The following is a 16,802-nucleotide window of genomic DNA, read 5'->3' on the forward strand; positions in this document are numbered from 1 at the left end:
TGTTTCGCGCTTGAACTGTGGTGCGCAAGTGGTTGAAACCAAACAGTGGGTATTTTCCGTCACATTCCGTTAGACTAGGCATCAGAGGCGCCGCTTTTGATTCGGTCAGGCGCGCAAAGAGAACGAACCTTGGTAAAGAGGTGACAGGGGCATGAGCCAGATCGAAGAATTACAACGCCGTATCATAACAGCGATGGAGCGGATCGGCAGCGGTGTTGAAGCACTACAGACGACCGCTGTGGCAGAGGGCGGTGATGCCGCTGCACTTGCGGAAGAGCGGTTGGCAAATGCTCAGTTGGAAGAGCGGATAAAGTCGCTCAAGGAACGCCATGCGCAGGAGATTGACGCGCTACGTGCCCAGCCTGCGTCGGACGGCGAAGTGGATGCCCTGCGTGCGCAGTTGGCGGATGTCAAATCCCAGTTGGCCGCAGTCGAGGCCGCGCGGTCCGAGTTGGCCGAGGCTAAAGCTGCTCTTGAAGATGACGACGAGATTTCAGCACTCAAGGCCGAGATTGAGATGCTGCGTCCTTACGCAGGCGCGGCGGAAGAGGCTGAGTCGCTGCGTTCTGAGGTCGAGCAGCTGACCCAGGTTGCAGATCGCGCTGAGGAAATGGAGGCCGAACTGACGAAGTTGCGAGCTGAACTTGCCGACAGTGAGCGCGTGGCCGAGTTGAGTGCCGAGCTTGAGATGCTGCGCGCTGAACGCGCAAGCCACGGCGCGGCGATGTCGCGGCTGGACGGCGATCTGCAGCGGCTACGCGGGGCGAATGAAAAACTGCGCGAGGCCGTTGACGAACTGCGCGCCGCCGCGCAGGACGGCGTGACGGATGCAGATATGCTCAACCGGGCAACCGCGGCAGAACTGGAAGCCACCCGAGCCGCACGGGCATCGGACGCCGCCGAAGCACATGCGGTCTTGGCCCGGCTCGAGCCGTTGTTATCCCATGCCAAGCTGGCGGAAGGAGAGGTGGAATAATGCCCGAAGTAACCATTCATATCGGCGGTCGTGGCTTCGACGTTTCTTGCCAGGACGGCGAGGAAACTTTTCTGCAAGCCGCCGCCAAGCTTTTGGATGATGAAGCTCAAGTGCTGTCAGACCAGATCGGGCGCATGCCTGAATCGCGCATGTTGCTGATGGCCGGACTGATGCTGGCGGACAAGGCAGCGGCGCAGGATGATCGTGTGAAACTGGCCGAGGCAAAGCTGGCCGAGGTCGAAGCCGAACTGACCCGCCTGCGCAACATGCCGCAACCGCAGCCCGAGCGGGTCGAGGTCGCGGTGGTTCCGCCTTCGGTGACGGATACGCTGGCCGAGATGGCCGCACGCGCTGAAGCCCTTGCGGCAGTCATCGAAGAGAAGTCGGCATGATTCTGCGGAGAGGTGTGGCAGTAAGCGCCGGAGTGCTTTCGATCTGGGGGTCTGCGGCGCTGGCGCAGATCGACATTCTATCTGTGACATTCACCTGCGAGAATGCAACGCAAATCCCGGTCTCTTACTTCAACGCGGCAGACGGGACAGGGGCTGCGGCGATGGTTATCGATGGACAGCTTATTGCGATGCAGCAGGCCGCAAGCGGATCGGGCATTCGATACGAATCCGTCGGTGCGAATGGCACGTACACGTTGCGGTCGAAAGGCTGGGACGCAACAATCAGCTTTCAAGCTGCAGGCGATACTGCCCCTGAACTGGTGTTGTTCAGGGACTGTGTCAGTCGCTAGATCAGGCGTTCGCTTCGCGAATTTTGTCTGCCGCGTCTTTGTTATAGCCGACGCCGTTGTCGTCAAACAGCGTGTCCAGCTCGCCTGATAGGGTCATCTCGGTGATGATGTCGCAACCGCCCACGAATTCGCCTTTGACATAAAGCTGCGGTACGGTCGGCCAGTCGGAATAATCCTTGATGCCCTGCCGCACGTTCTCGTCAGCCAGAACGTTCACGTCGGTATAGTCAACGCCCATATAGTTCAGTACCCCGGCCACGCGGGACGAAAACCCGCATTGCGGCATCTCTTTGGTGCCTTTCATATACAGCACCACATCATTGGCTTTAACGGTTTCGTCGATCTGGGTCTTAACGTCGCTCATTTCGCGTTTCCTTTGCTCTTAGGCATCATCGCTTTCGCGTCTTCTTGCGGGGCCTTCTGGACTATGGGGCTGCGCTGAAGCAATAGCGCCGATATGAGAATTGCTGGATGAATGTACAAGGTGACTGGTTGTGCCAGAAGCAAAGCCTTTTTCATCCTTGCGCCGTGCCTTTTGGTTGTTGATGGCGATGAGCGCGATCAAACAAACGAAGGCAGTCAACACCACCAAGATAACGATCGCATGCTCCATCTCACTTCGGCACTTTTCACTCAGGCACCTTTGTCGTCAACGCAAGCGCGTGCAGTTCTCCATCTGGGCCGTCCATCTTACCTTTCAAGGCCGCATAGACCGCGCGCTGTTGCTGAACCCGGTTTTTACCGCGAAAGCTCTCGTCCACGACCATTGCGGACATATGCACGCCGTCGCTGCCGCCAACCTGAATTTCCGCATCGGGAAAGGCTTCGCGCAGCAGGGTTTCGATTTCGTGGGCGCTCATCGGCATGTGGAGTTCTCCTGAAGATCTTTGAAAAAGATTTAGAGCGATGCGCAAGGGCGCGCAAGATGTGCTGGTCGGGCAAAGGCCTGAAACCCTGCGCCCCAGAGGGGACGCAGGATTTTTCGGAGTTTTAACGACAATAGGGAGGTCTTAGGCAACGGCCTCGGCGAAGCTGCTACGGAACGTGTCCGTCAGTTCAGCCAGTGGCGCTTCGGAGGTGCCGATTTTCACGCTGTCGCCGGTGAAACGACCGACCGAGACCAGCGGGACACCGGCCTGACCGGCAGCGATCATCAGTGCCTCGGCCTGATCGAAGTTACAGGCGACCAGATAGCGGGCCTGATCCTCACCGAACAGGAATTCGGTCGGTGCTTCGTCAAGGCAGACGCCGACGCCTGCAGCCTCGGCCAGTTCGAACGCGGCCAGAGCAAGGCCACCATCGCCCAGATCGGTGCAGGCCTTGATCATCTGGCGGTTGGCGCGGATGAATTCTCCGTTGCGCTTTTCCGCGTCCAGATCGACATGGGGCGCGTCGCCATCTTCGCGGTTGAACACCTCGGCCAGAAGGGCGGATTGACCCAGATGGCCTGTGGTTTCGCCGATGACCAGCGCAACATGGCCTTCGCGGACCTCGTTGCCGATGATCTCATCCGAGTGCGCCAGCAGACCAACCGCGCCGATGGTCGGTGTCGGCAAGATCGCCTGACCGTCGGTTTCATTGTAAAGCGAGACGTTGCCCGAAACGATGGGCATGTCCAGCGCGCCGACGGCGGCACCGATACCCTGGATGGCACCAACGAACTGGCCCATGATTTCGGGCTTTTCGGGGTTGCCGAAGTTCAGATTGTCGGTGGTGGCCAGCGGTTTGGCCCCAACGGCGGTCAGGTTGCGATAAGCCTCGGCCACCGCCTGCTTGCCGCCCTCAACCGGGTTGGCGCGGACATAGCGCGGGGTCACGTCACTGGTGAAGGCCAGCACCTTGTCAGTGCCGTGGACGCGCACCATGCCTGCGCCCAGACCCGGTGTGCGGGTGCTGTCGGCCATGACCATGGTGTCGTATTGCTCATAGACCCACTGCTTGCCTGCATAGTTGGGCGACGCGAGCAGGGCGCGCAGGCCGTCAATTGGATCGATCTGTGGAACGTCTGACAGATCCTCGGCCTCGGGCGTTGCCACCCATGGGCGGTCATATTCCGGCGCGGTTGAAGAGAGTTTGGACAGGACCAGATCGGCTTTGACCTCGCCATTGTGCATGATCAGGAAACGGTCTTCGGCGATTGTCTCTCCGACGATGGCGAAATCGAGGTCCCATTTCCCGAACACTGCGCGGGCTTCGGCTTCAAGCTCGGGTTTAAGAACCATTAGCATGCGCTCCTGGGATTCAGACAGCATCATCTCATAGGCCGTCATGTTCTCTTCGCGCTGGGGTACGTTTTCGAGGTCCAGACGCACACCCAGACCGCCTTTGTCTCCCATCTCAACAGCCGAGCAGGTCAGACCTGCTGCGCCCATGTCTTGAATTGAGATCACGGCCCCGGTCTGCATCAGCTCCAGTGTCGCCTCCATCAGGCGTTTTTCGGTGAAGGGGTCGCCGACCTGAACGGTGGGGCGCTTTTCTTCGATGGTGTCATCGAACTCGGCCGAGGCCATGGTTGCACCGCCCACGCCGTCGCGACCAGTTTTCGCGCCCAGGTAGACGACGGGCATACCGACACCAGAGGCGGCGGAGTAGAAAATCTTGTCGCTATCTGCAAGACCTGCAGCAAACGCATTCACCAGACAGTTGCCGTTATAGGCGGGGTGAAAGCGCACTTCTCCACCGACACAAGGCACGCCAAAGCAGTTGCCATAGCCGCCGATGCCCTCGACCACGCCGTTGACCAGTTGCCGCGTTTTGTGGTGGCCGGGCTCGCCAAAGGACAGCGCATTCATCGACGCAATGGGGCGTGCCCCCATAGTGAAGACGTCGCGCAGGATGCCGCCCACGCCGGTCGCCGCGCCCTGATAGGGTTCAATGTATGAGGGGTGGTTGTGGCTTTCCATCTTGAAGACCACCGCCTGACCGTCGCCGATATCGACCACGCCCGCATTCTCGCCGGGTCCACAAATCACCTGAGGACCAGAGGTGGGCAGAGTGCGTAGCCATTTCTTCGAGGATTTGTAGGAGCAATGCTCGTTCCACATGGCCGAGAAGATGCCGAGCTCGGTAAAGGTCGGCTCGCGCCCGATGATCTCGAGGATCATATCGTATTCATCGGGCTTTAGCCCGTGTGCGGCGATCAGATCGGGTGTGATGGCGGGCTCTTGCATCGTCTGTCCTTGTCCAAGGGTGGCCGAGATTGCGCGCCTTTTAGGGCAAGGGCGCGCCCGTGGGAAGGGTCATCTGAGCGCAGGGCGTTTGGGGCGACAAAAAAACGGAACCGGCGCAAGTGCCGGTTCCGGTATTGGCGCTTAATATTCTTGGCCCAGTCACGTCTTCAGACATGGCCTGGGCCGTATAGTCACGCCGGGGTTTGCCCCTTGTTGACCGCATCCGCGGCGGCTGCGCCAACAGCAGCCTTTTGTTCCTCGCTCAGGTGCTCTGCCTCTTCCAATCCGGGGATCGCAACGCGCACCTCTCGGCGGGCAAAGTCGATGCCATTGGCGTTGAATTCGGCCTTCACGCGATTGAAGATTTCCTTCCGCAAGGTGAACTGTTTGCCGGGCTTGGCCATGAATTTGCCCCGGATGATCATGCCGACATCGTCAAAGTCGAACACGCCCTGAGACTTGAAGGGCTGCAGGAAGCCATCCTTGTGCACCTCGTCCTGCATCATCTCGGCGCCGATCTTCTTGAAGATCTTCTTGACCTTGTTGGGATCGGTGTCGAAAGGCACGGTGAACTTCAGCTTCATGATCACCCAGTCGCGGCTGAAATTGGTCAGCTTCTGGATTTCGCCGTAGGGAATGGTGTGCACGGGACCGCGATGGTGACGCAGTTGCATGGAGCGGATCGAGATTTTCTCGACCGTGCCCATGGTACCACCCACGTCGACATATTCGCCGACCCGAAATGCGTCATCGATCAGGAAGAAGATGCCGCCGACGATATCCGCCACCAGTTTCTGCGCACCAAAGCCGATGGCCAGACCCAGAACACCAGCACCGGCCAGCAGCGGCGTGATATTGATCCCCAACGCACCCAGCGCGAGCAGGCCGAAGATGACCGCGATGGTGATCTGAGCGGTGACCCGCAGCAACGGCAGAACGGTCGCAAGGCGCGATCCTCCGGCACCTCCCCCTTCGCCACCGGCCTCTTCGTCCAGCGCCTCGGCCGCGGTCTGTTCTTGCGCCAGACGACGGTTGATCCAAAGCGAGACGACCTCGTTCATGATATAACCAATCGCGATGATCAGCAGGAACTCGATCACTGCGCCTCCGACTTCGGCGCTGACACCGGCTGAGGCCACGTTGCGCAGATCAAGCTGCCAGGCGTTGGCGATCATAAAGACGATAAACAGCCCGGCGATGACTCGTCCAATCCGGATATAGCTGCGTTTGGCCGACCGATAGGCGCGTTCCGCCAGGGGGCCTTCGCCAGACATGGGGGGCTGCAGGTGACGAACCAGCCCGCGTATCAAGGTATCAAGCGCCGGCGCGATCAGCAGCCAGAACATGGTGGTGAAATGCGCACCATTGACCAGCACGCGCAGGACGGCAGGATCACGGCGGGCGACAAGATATTCGACCAGAACCCAGATCACGACCGAAACACCGATGGCGAAATAGGGGTAATAGCGCGCGACCTCTTTATCGAACCGGGTATGATCGGGATCCGTTCCCAGCATCATCTGTGACAGCCCATCGCGCGCAGTCCAGGCGATAACACCGATGTAGACGTGAATCGCCGCGTTCAGCCAAAAGCCGATGCGGGTGTCATCGCCACTGATGCCGTTGAGGGAATTGAACCGCAGTACGAACAGGGTAAAGCCGATCAGGATCAGCAGGCCGATCAGGTTGCGATGCAGGTATTTCGCCCAGTGATCGTCCACATTAACCAACCGAAACTGAGATTTCTGCGGCGCCAGCACAAAGCGCGATGCGGCTGCACCCAGGCGTGGCACCCAGATTAGATAGAAAACGAACGGAGCGGCATAGGTCAGTTGTTCGGTGGTCAACAAGCCACGCCCGATCGCCCGGATAACGACATAAAAGACGATCAAACCCGCGATTTCGCGGCAGAACCGACGGAACAAATATCGGACCGCGCCCCACAAATCCGCCTCATCTGCCACTTCGGTTGCCTCGTGCCAGCGGCGGGTCAGGAAGATAAACAGCTTTTCTGCGATAAAGCCAACCACCAGGACAGACAGAACAAGCCCAAGCAGCGTGTAGACACCGGTCGTACCAAGCGTATCAGAGAAATTGGCAAACGCCGTTTGTTGCGCTGTGACGATGTTGGGCAGCGTGGTCAGAACATGCGTCCAGGATGAGACCATCTCGGCCCAGATTTCGCTGATTTCGGTCAGCGGGTCGTCAACTTCAGCTTTTTCTGCGGCCTGCTGTTCGGCCACAGCATCCAGCCGCTCTAGCAAGATCGCGCGAACCTGATCGTCGGACATGCGTGCGACGAGATCATCGACTTGTTCCGGGGTGAGATCATCCGGGATGGCTGTCGGCGATGTGGTGCTGGTGTCTTGTGCTTGAAGTGGCACCGCAAGAAACACAGCGGCGACCATCGCCAGAAAGAGGCGGAGTGGTTGGAACATGAATAGGCCCTCGAATACGAAAGTTGTATCGTTTTCCGGGATCATATGCTTATGCGTGCATTTTTCCCAGAGCTTTCGGCGGGTTAACTTGCTCTGCAGCCAAAAAAAAGGCCGAGCACTAAGCTCGGCCGTAGTCCAACAGGGAGGTATGAAGATGATGAGCGTTACAGCATCATCGCCTTCGAGTGCTCATTTAGGGATCAGTTTGTGAACGATCAAGCCGAATAGCGGCCCAGTTTGATCATGCCCGCTATGCCCGGGGCGCATAGCTAGAGTTTGCCAAGCTGCCGCAACTGCTTGCGATGCGCGATGATCTCATCCTGAACGAAGTCTCGAAATGCCGCTATCCGCTTGGAATGACGCAGTTCTTCCGGGTAGGCGAGGTAAACGGGTACATCCGCGCTTTCGATATCGGAAAGGACCGGTATCAGATTGGGAAAGTCGTCGGTCACATAATTGGGAAGCACGCCGATCCCGAGATCGTGAATAACGCCCTGCAAAACGCCAAAGTAGTTGTTCACCGTCATCAGCGAAGCGGGATTGTAGGTCATCAAATGCCGAACCATCGCAGCGCCGACCCCAACCTGAGGGGCCGAAGGCGTCTGACAAATCAGCCTGTGCTTTGACATCTCTTCCAGCGTCTGAGGTGCGCCGCCATGGGTCTCAAGGTAGTTGGGCGTCGCATACAGCATCATCTGTACTGTCATGAGTCGCTTGCGGACCAGATCGGCCTGGCTGGGCTCTTTCATACGAATAGCGACATCAGCTTCGCGCATGGGAAGATCCAGAACCCGCTCCTCAAGCATCAGATCGATGTTGAGGTCGGGATATTGCTCGTAAAGCTTTGGCAGACGCGGGGCCAGCCACAGCGTGCCAAAGCCGAAGGTGGTGGTCACCCGCAGAACACCGAACACTTCATCCTCGCTGTCGCGGATGCGTGCAGCGGCGGCATCCAGACGTTTGGACATGGCCGAGGTGGCATCGAACAGGAACTCTCCCTGTTCGGTCAGAATCAGTCCGCGTGCATGTCGATGGAACAGGGTGGCATCCAGTGATTCTTCAAGCGCCCGGATCTGACGACTCACGGCAGATTGAGACAAATTGAGCCTGTCGCCGGCATGTGTGAGGCTGCCCGCATCAGCAACTGCATGAAATATTCTGAGCTTGTCCCAATCCATCGCCGCAACTTTCGTTATCCTTGGGAAGCCCTATATGAAACACGTAACAAATTCCACAATCAAACCCGGAAATCGTTACGGAATAGAGCAAAATTGGTATACAGGTCAGTCTTTATGACCTAAAATGCATGCGAATGAAGCACACTAATCCGACGAGGGGAGACGTCAGATGAGTCAGCCGAAGATCTCATTGAATGACCGGTTCGATCTGTCCAAAAGCCCGGTTCTTCTGAACGGCACGCAGGCGCTGGTGCGCCTCATGATGATGCAGAAGGCGCGCGATACGGCAGCGGGGTTGAACACAGCCGGTTTGGTTACGGGATATCGTGGATCGCCCCTTGGTGCTGTGGATCTGCAAATGTCGCGGGCCGAAAAACAACTGGCCGAAAACGATGTCACGTTTCAGTACGGGTTGAACGAGGATCTGGCAGCAACCGCTTTGTGGGGCAGCCAGCAAGCGGGCCTACGCGGCGATGGGCGATATGATGGCGTGTTTGGCCTGTGGTACGGCAAGGGTCCGGGCGTTGACCGGTCCGGCGACGTGATGCGCCACGCCAACATGGCAGGTACTGCCCAGCATGGCGGCGTGCTGATGGCTATGGGCGATGACCATACGGGTGAAAGCTCGACCGTGTTGCACCAATCCGAATGGTCTCTGGTCGATATGTACATGCCGGTGGTCAGCCCTGCAGGTGTTCAGGAGATACTGGATTACGGCATCTACGGATTCGCACTCAGCCGGTTTGCGGGGGTCTGGGTCGGGCTGAAGACGATGAAAGACACGATCGAGGTGACCTCGGTCGTGGATGGCCGTCCGGACCGGATGCAACTGGTGATGCCTCAGTTCGATATGCCCGAAGGCGGATTGAACATCCGGCTTGGCGACACGCCGCATCTGCAGGAAACGCGGGTGATCGATCACAAACGCTTTGCGGCCGAGGTATTCTCGCACGCCAACAAGCTGGACAAGCGGGTATGGGGGAAACCCGGTGCCAAGATCGGCTTTGCGGCAGCAGGCAAGAACTGGCTGGATCTGGTCCACGCCATGTCGCTGCTGAACATCGACGCGAATGAGGCCGAGCGGCTGGGGATCACCACCTACAAGATCGGCCAGACATTCCCTCTGGATATGAAGGGGTTTCACGACTGGGCCGAGGGGCTCGACCTGATCGTTATCGTCGAGGAAAAGCGCAAGCTGATCGAGGTGCAGGTCAAAGAGGCGATCTTTGACGACCGGCGCGGGCGGCGTGTTTATGGCTGGTACAAAGGCGGTGCCGGGACGCTGCACCGTGAGGAATTGTTCCCGACCCGCGGCGCGCTGGATCCGATCTTGATTGCCGAGAAACTGGGGGAAATTCTGATCGAAGAGGGGCGCGAAACCGATGGCGTGCGCGCCGGTCTGGCCGCGCTGTCCGAGGCGCGCCGCGCCGACAACGCGCAGGAAATCGCGGCGCGTCTGCCGTATTTCTGCTCGGGCTGCCCGCATAACAGCTCGACCAAACTGCCCGATGGCAGCCGGGCTTATGCCGGGATCGGCTGCCATTACATGGTGCAGTGGATGGACCGTGAGACCACCGGTTTTACCCAGATGGGCGGCGAGGGGGCGAACTGGATTGGCGAGGCTCCGTTCTCGGCCACCAAGCATGTGTTCCAGAACCTTGGCGACGGCACGTATAACCATTCGGGCGTGCAGGCGATCCGCGCGGCGCTGGCGGCAGGCACCAACATTACCTTCAAAATCCTCTATAACGACGCCGTTGCGATGACCGGCGGGCAGGAGAACGAAGGTGGGCTGAGCGCCGAGCGTATCGTGGCTGAAGTGCGCGCCATGGGCGTCAGCAACGTCGCCGTTGTCTACGACGAAAAGGAAGATGTGAACTTTGGGGCCTTGCCCTCGGGCGTCGAAACCTTTGAGCGCGCCAAGCTGATGCAGGTTCAGGAAAAGTTCCGGGAAATTGAGGGTGTATCGGTCATTGTTTATGTCCAAACCTGCGCCGCCGAAAAGCGCAGGCGGCGTAAAAGAGGCACGTTCCCAGACCCGGACAAGCGGGTATTCATCAACACCGATATCTGTGAGGGCTGCGGGGATTGCGGCGTTCAGTCGAACTGTGTCTCGATTGTCCCGAAAGAGACCGAGCTTGGCCGCAAGCGGGCGATTGACCAGTCCAGCTGCAACAAGGATTTCTCTTGCCTGAACGGGTTTTGCCCGTCCTTCGTGACCGTTGAGGGGGCAAAAATCCGCAAAGAGGCGACCACCGATCTGGACTTGCCGGACCTGCCTGATCCCGTTCTGCCGCAGATCGATGGGACTCATAACGTGGTGATCACGGGCGTGGGTGGTACGGGCGTCGTCACCATCGGCGCAGTTCTGGCGCAGGCGGCGCAGATCGATGGCAAGGGCGCGGGCATGATGGAGATGGCGGGCCTCGCACAAAAGGGCGGTGCTGTACATATCCACTGTCGTCTGGCGAACCGGCCCGAAGATATCAGCGCCATTCGCGTCGCCACTGGTGAGGCGCATGCGCTCATTGGCGGTGATCTGGTGGTCTCGGCAGGGGCCAAGACGCTGGGCCTGACCCAGACCGGCCAAACCGGGGCCGTGGTGAACAGCCACGAGATTATCACTGGCGACTTTACGCGTGACACGGAATTCCAAATCCCAAGCGATCAGCTACAGCTTGCCTTGCAGGCCCGTTTGAAGGATGGGGTGGCATTGTTCGATGCCACCGATCTGGCGCGCGTAGTCATGGGGGATTCGATTTATTCCAACATGATGATCTTTGGTGCCGCCTGGCAAAAGGGCCTGCTGCCGATCCGGTTGCAGGCCATCATGGAAGCGATCGAGTTGAACGGCGCCGCGGTCGAGCGCAACAAGCGCGCCTTTGAGGTCGGACGGTGGGCGGTGACACATCCCGAAGACGTGGCCAAAATCCTGCGCCCGAATGTAGCCGAACTGCCTAAGACGCTGGATCAGGTGATCGACTTCCGCGCCGCCCATCTGACCGATTATCAAGGCAAGCGGTTGGCCAAACGCTATCGTAAGCTGGTTGAAAGTGTCGAGGACCCGAAGGTCCGCGAGGCGATTGCCAAAGGCTACCATAAGCTGTTGTCCTATAAGGATGAATACGAGGTCGCTCGGTTGCTGCTGGACAGCCGCAAGAAGGCCGAGGCCGAGTTTGATGGCGACTTCAAGATGACCTTTCACCTTGCGCCGCCGACACTGGGCACCAAGGGTGACAATGGACGTCCGGCTAAAAAAGCCTTTGGTGAATGGTTCCTTGGGCCGCTGAAACTGCTCGCCAAACTCAAAGGCCTGCGCGGCACGCCCCTGGATGTGTTCGGTTACACGGCAGAACGCAGAATGGAGCGCGCCCTGATCCGGCAGTATGAGACGGACATGAAGGAAGTCCTGCCCAAGCTGACGCCCGACACCAGCGATGCCATTGCGGCATTGGCGGCTCTGCCGCTGGACATTCGCGGGTTTGGCCCGGTTCTGGTCGCGAACGAGGCCAAGGCTGCGAAACGGCGCGAGGAATTGCTGGCAGTAATCCGCGACGGGGGCCCTCAGATGAAGGCTGCAGCAGAGTGAAGTTTCACAAGGCTGTAACGTAAGCTATGCAAAATGGGTCCCCGGTCTTATTTAGACGTCAACAAACCCGAGGAACCCATGCCCCCGCGTCATCACGTCGCCCGTGACATCTCTTACGCCCACTCTGCGGAAACGCGGGGCGGGCGTATGGTCATCAAACTGATGGAGAACACAACGGGCCGGATGCGTCTGATCCGACGCGCCGACGGGTACGAGCAGGAAGTGGCGCAGGGGCGCGACTTCTGGTCCGTGATGGTGGATCGATACGGGCTGAGTTTGGACGTGGTGGGCGGCGCGTTGTCGAACATCCCCAAAGATGGGCCGCTGATCCTGATTGCCAACCATCCCTATGGCATTCTGGATGGTCTGATGATGGGGCATATCCTGTCTCAGACACGCGGAGATTTCCGCATTCTGGCCAATCATGTGTTCCGCAAGGCCGAAGACCTGAACCGGATCGTCCTGCCGATTTCGTTTGATCAGACGAAAGAGGCTGTCCGGCTGAACCTTGAGACCCGCAAAACCGCGCTGAACTATTTGGGCGAGGGTGGGGCGATCGGCATTTTCCCCGGTGGTACGGTCAGCACGGCCGTAAAGCCATTTGCCCACCCGATGGACCCAGGCTGGCGCGGGTTTACCGCCCGTATGGTGGCCAAATCGCAGGCCACTGTGGTGCCTGTATTCTTCGACGGTCATACCTCGCGCATGTTCCAGATCGCCAGCCATCTGCACAACACGTTGCGGATGGGTCTGCTGATCAAGGAATTCAAGAAACGCGTCGATACTCCGGTCCGGGTCGTGGTCGGCGAGCCCATTGGACGCGACATTCTTGACCCGCTTGGCAAGGATACGCGCAAGATGATGGATTTCCTGCGCAAAGCCACGTATGAGCTGTCTCCAGAGCCGCTGAAGTCGTATGACTATGGCTATGAATTTGAGGAACGGCATCGCGCCTGAAGGGGCAAATGGCAGTAGGTATCTTTGATTCCGGATTGGGCGGTCTGACCGTCCTGAACGCCGCGCAGAAACATCTGCCCGACGTGGATTTCCTGTACTATGCGGATAGCGCGCATGCGCCTTACGGTGTGCGCGATGCCGAGGATATCTATAACCTGACCCGGGCCGCCGTACAGGACCTGTGGGATCGCGGCTGCAATCTGGTGATTCTGGCCTGCAATACCGCCAGCGCGGCTGCCTTGCGCCGGATGCAAGAGGCGGGCGTGCCCGAAGGAAAAAGGGTGCTGGGTGTGTTCGTGCCGCTGATCGAGGCCCTGACCGAACGGCAATGGGGCGATAACTCGCCACCGCGCGAGGTCGAGGTGCAGCATGTGGCGCTGTTTGCGACCCCTGCAACCGTGTCCAGCCGGGCTTTTCAGCGGGAACTTGCGTTTCGTGCCATCGGCGTGGATGTCGAGGCACAGGCATGTGGCGGTGTCGTGGATGCCATTGAAGACGGCGACATGATTCTGGCCGAAGCGCTAGTGCGCAGCCATGTGGACGCTTTGAAACGCAAAATGCCGCAGCCTCAGGCGGCCATTTTGGGCTGCACACATTATCCGCTGATGGCTGAGACCTTCCAGCAGGCGCTGGGGAGAGACGTAAAGGTCTATAGCCAGGGCGATCTGGTCGCCCAGAGTTTGGCGGACTACCTGAAACGTCACCCGAATATGCTCGGCGATGGGCCGGGCGGATTCCTGACGACCGGCAAACCGGGTGTGGTGACGGATCGCGCGACGCAGTTCCTCCGACGACAAATCACCTTTGCTGCCGCCTGACCTAGGTCAAGGACGGCGCTTTTCCGATTTCGTACTCCGTTGACCGTCGCAGCGGCGGTCTTCCCATGTGACACATGAATGAAAGAGGTCTGACATGACCCATAAAATCGCAATTCTGGGTGCTTCGGGCTATACTGGCGCGGAACTCGTGCGGCTGATCGCCGGGCATCCGAATATGGAAATCACCGCTCTGGCCGCCGAGCGTAAGGCCGGGCAGACCATGGCGCAGGTGTTTCCGCATCTGCGGCATATGGATTTGCCTGTGCTCTGCAAAATCTCAGAGATCGACTTTTCTCAGATTGATCTGTGTTTCTGCGCCTTGCCGCACAAAACCAGCCAAGAGGTCATTCGGGAGCTGCCCAAGACGCTGAAAATCGTTGACCTGTCAGCGGATTTCCGGCTGCGTGATGGCGATGAATACGAAAAATGGTACGGTAACCCGCACGCCGCCTTGGGACATCAGGCCGAGGCGGTCTACGGCCTGACCGAGTTCTACCGGGATGACATCCGCGCCGCGCGGCTGGTTGCGGGAACCGGGTGCAACGCGGCGACGGGTCAGTATGTGCTGCGTCCATTGATTTCGGCGGGGGTCATTGATCTGGACGACATCATTCTGGATCTGAAATGCGCCGTCTCGGGCGCAGGTCGGGCGTTGAAAGAGAACCTGCTGCATGCCGAGCTTAGTGAAGGGGCGAATGCCTATGCAGTGGGGGGTACGCACCGGCATCTGGGCGAGTTCGATCAGGAATTCTCGGAACTGGCGGGGCGGACGGTACATATTCAGTTCACGCCGCATCTGATCCCGGCCAACCGGGGCATTCTGGCGACCTGCTATGTGAAGGGTGACCCGCAAAGCGTTTATGAGACGCTGCAATCGGCCTATGACAATGAGCCCTTTATCGAACTGCTACCCTTTGGCGAGACGCCTTCGACCCATCATGTGCGGGGGTCAAACTTCTGTCATGTCGGGGTGGTTGGTGACAGGATTGAACGTCGCGCCATCATCGTCGCGGCGCTGGATAACCTGACAAAAGGTAGCAGTGGGCAAGCCTTGCAGAACGCCAACCTGATGTTAGGTGAGGATGAAACCCTGGGGCTGATGATGGCCCCTCTGTTCCCGTGAGGACGGTATGAAAACGCTCAAGAAACGTCGTCGAGTTCAGGTGATATTGCTGGCTGTCGTGGCCTTGGTGCTGGCGACGGGATTGATTGGGTACGCGATGCGCGATGGCATAAACTTTTTCCGCTCGCCCAGCCAGGTGATCGCCGAGCCACCCAAACCGACCGAGGTCTTTAGGATCGGGGGACTGGTCGAGGAGGGCTCGATCATTCGTGGGCAGGGCGAGACGGTGCATTTTATTGTGACTGACGGGGGTGAAAGTGTGCCCGTGGCATTTACCGGAGTGCTGCCTGATCTGTTCTCGGAAAATCAGGGGATGGTTGGAACCGGAAGCTACGTGGATGGCGTCTTTGAAGCCACTGAGATTCTTGCCAAACATGATGAAACCTACATGCCGAAAGAAGTGGTCGACGCGCTGAAAGAACAGGGCGTTTATCAGGAGGCTGGTGACAGCTGAATACAGCTGGACGGCCTGCCTCCGGCGGAGGTAACTTAAACAGAACAAGCGGGGCGTTGCGCGTTTAAGGCGGGCAACGCCCTTTGTTTTGGCGGGGTTTTAACGCCTTTGCCTGACCGTTTGGTCCATCTGAACAAGGGGTGGTTTGATGCAGACGGTTCGGCAGATCGCAGAAGAAATCGTGGTGCGGGAAGGCGGGTTTGTGGATGACCCCGACGATCCCGGTGGCGCGACGAAACACGGGGTGACCCTCCACACCATGCGGCGCTTGGGCCTGGATTTGACCGGGGATGGGGTCGTTGGCCATGCCGATGTGCACGCGCTGACAAAGGCGCAGGCAGTCGATGTTTTCGTGCAGTATTACTTCGAAAAGCCACGCGTAGGGTTGTTGCCCGAGGCGCTGTGGCCATCGGTTTTTGATATGTATGTGAATGCGGGCGCACATGCGGTTCGGATTTTGCAAAAACTGCTGCGCCAGATGGGGTATGAAGTGGCCGTCGATGGTGGCATTGGTCCGCAGACAGCGCGGGCATGCGCGGATGCGGCGCGTCCGCAGGCGGATGTGCTGCGGGATGCATATGGGATCGCGCGGCGGAACTATTATTTCCGGCTGGCGGATCGCAAGCCCGCCCTTCGCAAATACGCACGGACGCGCTCAGGCGGGAAGGGTGGGTGGATCAAGCGCGCCGAAGAGTTCGTGTCGCCCACCTATCATCTGAGCGATGCCGCGTTTCAGCGGAGGGTATCGGAGTGGGGTTGATTTCAGGAATTCTGGGATTGTTGTTCGGCGGCGGTCGAAATGTCGTTGGCGAAACGGCTGAGGTGTTTCGCGAAAACTCGGAAGCGCGCGCCAAGCGGGCAGTTGCGCTGCGTGCGGCGACGATGGGTCAGTTTGGCGCAGAGTTTCAGACCTCGGACAAGGGAGGTTTTGATCGGTTCATGGATGGGGTGAATCGGCTGCCGCGCCCGGCACTGGCTTTGGGTACGCTGGGACTGTTCATCGCGGCGATGGTTGATCCGATCTGGTTTGCCGCGCGCATGCAGGGAATCGTACTGGTGCCCGAGCCATTGTGGTGGCTGCTTGGCGTGATCGTCTCTTTTTATTTTGGGGCACGTCATCAGCTGAAGGCGCAGGATTTTCAACGCGAAATCAGCCGATCCCTGCAGCAAATGCCCGAGGTCTTAGCCAACCTTGAAGCCCTTGAAGCGATAGGTGCTGACAGCCAGACCACGAGAGCGCCTGATCACAACCCGGCGCTGGATCGGTGGAAGGAACTGCGCGACCGCTGAGGCGCGACACTATGTGCGTTTGCGCGATGCGAATGTGAATGGTGCTTGGCCTGAGCTGCGCGTATAA

General features: G+C 58.8%; 16 protein-coding genes. 10 read left to right on the top strand and 6 right to left on the bottom strand.

Features of this window, described 5'->3' with window-relative positions:
* Positions 1-151 precede the first annotated feature (151 nt).
* The 3 genes from ACR0KM_RS14340 to ACR0KM_RS14350 are packed head-to-tail and all read left to right on the top strand — an operon-like array spanning position 152 to position 1,718.
* A complete protein-coding gene (locus ACR0KM_RS14340; RefSeq protein ID WP_480859461.1) occupies positions 152-976 on the top strand; it encodes a hypothetical protein in 825 nt (274 codons plus the stop codon).
* On the top strand, positions 976-1,368 hold the full coding sequence (locus tag ACR0KM_RS14345; protein WP_480822058.1) for a cell division protein ZapA: 393 nt from the start codon (positions 976-978) through the stop codon (positions 1,366-1,368). Before ACR0KM_RS14340 ends, ACR0KM_RS14345 begins: the two co-directional genes overlap by 1 nt.
* Positions 1,365-1,718 (top strand): MliC family protein, encoded by a 354-nt coding sequence (locus ACR0KM_RS14350; RefSeq protein ID WP_480859460.1) that lies wholly within the window; start codon positions 1,365-1,367, stop codon positions 1,716-1,718. Before ACR0KM_RS14345 ends, ACR0KM_RS14350 begins: the two co-directional genes overlap by 4 nt.
* A gap of 1 nt (position 1,719) precedes the next feature.
* Here the strand turns inward: ACR0KM_RS14350 and grxD are convergent, their stop codons facing one another.
* The 6 genes from grxD to ACR0KM_RS14380 all read right to left on the bottom strand — a co-directional run bounded on the left by grxD (position 1,720) and on the right by ACR0KM_RS14380 (position 8,504).
* A complete protein-coding gene (grxD, locus tag ACR0KM_RS14355) occupies positions 1,720-2,082 on the bottom strand; it encodes a Grx4 family monothiol glutaredoxin (RefSeq protein ID WP_480651070.1) in 363 nt (120 codons plus the stop codon).
* A gap of 18 nt (positions 2,083-2,100) precedes the next feature.
* Positions 2,101-2,331: a hypothetical protein gene (locus ACR0KM_RS14360; RefSeq protein WP_480822062.1), complete on the bottom strand. Its 231-nt coding sequence runs from the start codon at positions 2,329-2,331 to the stop codon at positions 2,101-2,103.
* Between the two features lie 16 nt (positions 2,332-2,347).
* Positions 2,348-2,584: a BolA family protein gene (locus ACR0KM_RS14365; RefSeq protein WP_480822064.1), complete on the bottom strand. Its 237-nt coding sequence runs from the start codon at positions 2,582-2,584 to the stop codon at positions 2,348-2,350.
* Between the two features lie 144 nt (positions 2,585-2,728).
* Complete coding sequence (gene purL, locus ACR0KM_RS14370; protein ID WP_480859457.1) at positions 2,729-4,888, bottom strand: phosphoribosylformylglycinamidine synthase subunit PurL; 2,160 nt, start codon at positions 4,886-4,888, stop codon at positions 2,729-2,731.
* A gap of 191 nt (positions 4,889-5,079) precedes the next feature.
* On the bottom strand, positions 5,080-7,326 hold the full coding sequence (locus ACR0KM_RS14375; RefSeq protein ID WP_480859455.1) for a mechanosensitive ion channel family protein: 2,247 nt from the start codon (positions 7,324-7,326) through the stop codon (positions 5,080-5,082).
* Positions 7,327-7,595: 269 nt separating this feature from the next.
* On the bottom strand, positions 7,596-8,504 hold the full coding sequence (locus tag ACR0KM_RS14380) for a LysR family transcriptional regulator (RefSeq protein WP_480822070.1): 909 nt from the start codon (positions 8,502-8,504) through the stop codon (positions 7,596-7,598).
* Positions 8,505-8,673: 169 nt separating this feature from the next.
* Here ACR0KM_RS14380 and ACR0KM_RS14385 point away from each other — a divergent pair, with 169 nt between their 5' ends.
* From ACR0KM_RS14385 to ACR0KM_RS14415, 7 genes are all read left to right on the top strand, one after another.
* Complete coding sequence (locus tag ACR0KM_RS14385) at positions 8,674-12,093, top strand: indolepyruvate ferredoxin oxidoreductase family protein (RefSeq protein ID WP_480859453.1); 3,420 nt, start codon at positions 8,674-8,676, stop codon at positions 12,091-12,093.
* Positions 12,094-12,171: 78 nt separating this feature from the next.
* Positions 12,172-13,050: a lysophospholipid acyltransferase family protein gene (locus tag ACR0KM_RS14390; protein ID WP_480859451.1), complete on the top strand. Its 879-nt coding sequence runs from the start codon at positions 12,172-12,174 to the stop codon at positions 13,048-13,050.
* 8 nt (positions 13,051-13,058) lie between these two features.
* The gene (locus ACR0KM_RS14395; protein WP_480859449.1) at positions 13,059-13,868 is read left to right on the top strand and encodes a glutamate racemase; all 810 of its coding nucleotides are present in this window, start codon (positions 13,059-13,061) and stop codon (positions 13,866-13,868) included.
* A gap of 94 nt (positions 13,869-13,962) precedes the next feature.
* Positions 13,963-14,991 (top strand): N-acetyl-gamma-glutamyl-phosphate reductase, encoded by a 1,029-nt coding sequence (gene argC, locus ACR0KM_RS14400; protein WP_480859447.1) that lies wholly within the window; start codon positions 13,963-13,965, stop codon positions 14,989-14,991.
* A gap of 7 nt (positions 14,992-14,998) precedes the next feature.
* The gene (gene ccmE / locus ACR0KM_RS14405; RefSeq protein WP_480822080.1) at positions 14,999-15,445 is read left to right on the top strand and encodes a cytochrome c maturation protein CcmE; all 447 of its coding nucleotides are present in this window, start codon (positions 14,999-15,001) and stop codon (positions 15,443-15,445) included.
* A gap of 148 nt (positions 15,446-15,593) precedes the next feature.
* Entirely contained in the window at positions 15,594-16,205 is a 612-nt protein-coding gene (locus ACR0KM_RS14410) for a holin-associated N-acetylmuramidase (RefSeq protein ID WP_480859445.1), read from the top strand.
* Positions 16,196-16,735 (top strand): holin family protein, encoded by a 540-nt coding sequence (locus ACR0KM_RS14415; RefSeq protein ID WP_480859443.1) that lies wholly within the window; start codon positions 16,196-16,198, stop codon positions 16,733-16,735. The genes ACR0KM_RS14410 and ACR0KM_RS14415 overlap by 10 nt, the downstream gene beginning before the upstream one ends.
* Positions 16,736-16,802 lie beyond the last annotated feature (67 nt).

This window comes from Ruegeria sp. G10 (assembly GCF_056533645.1).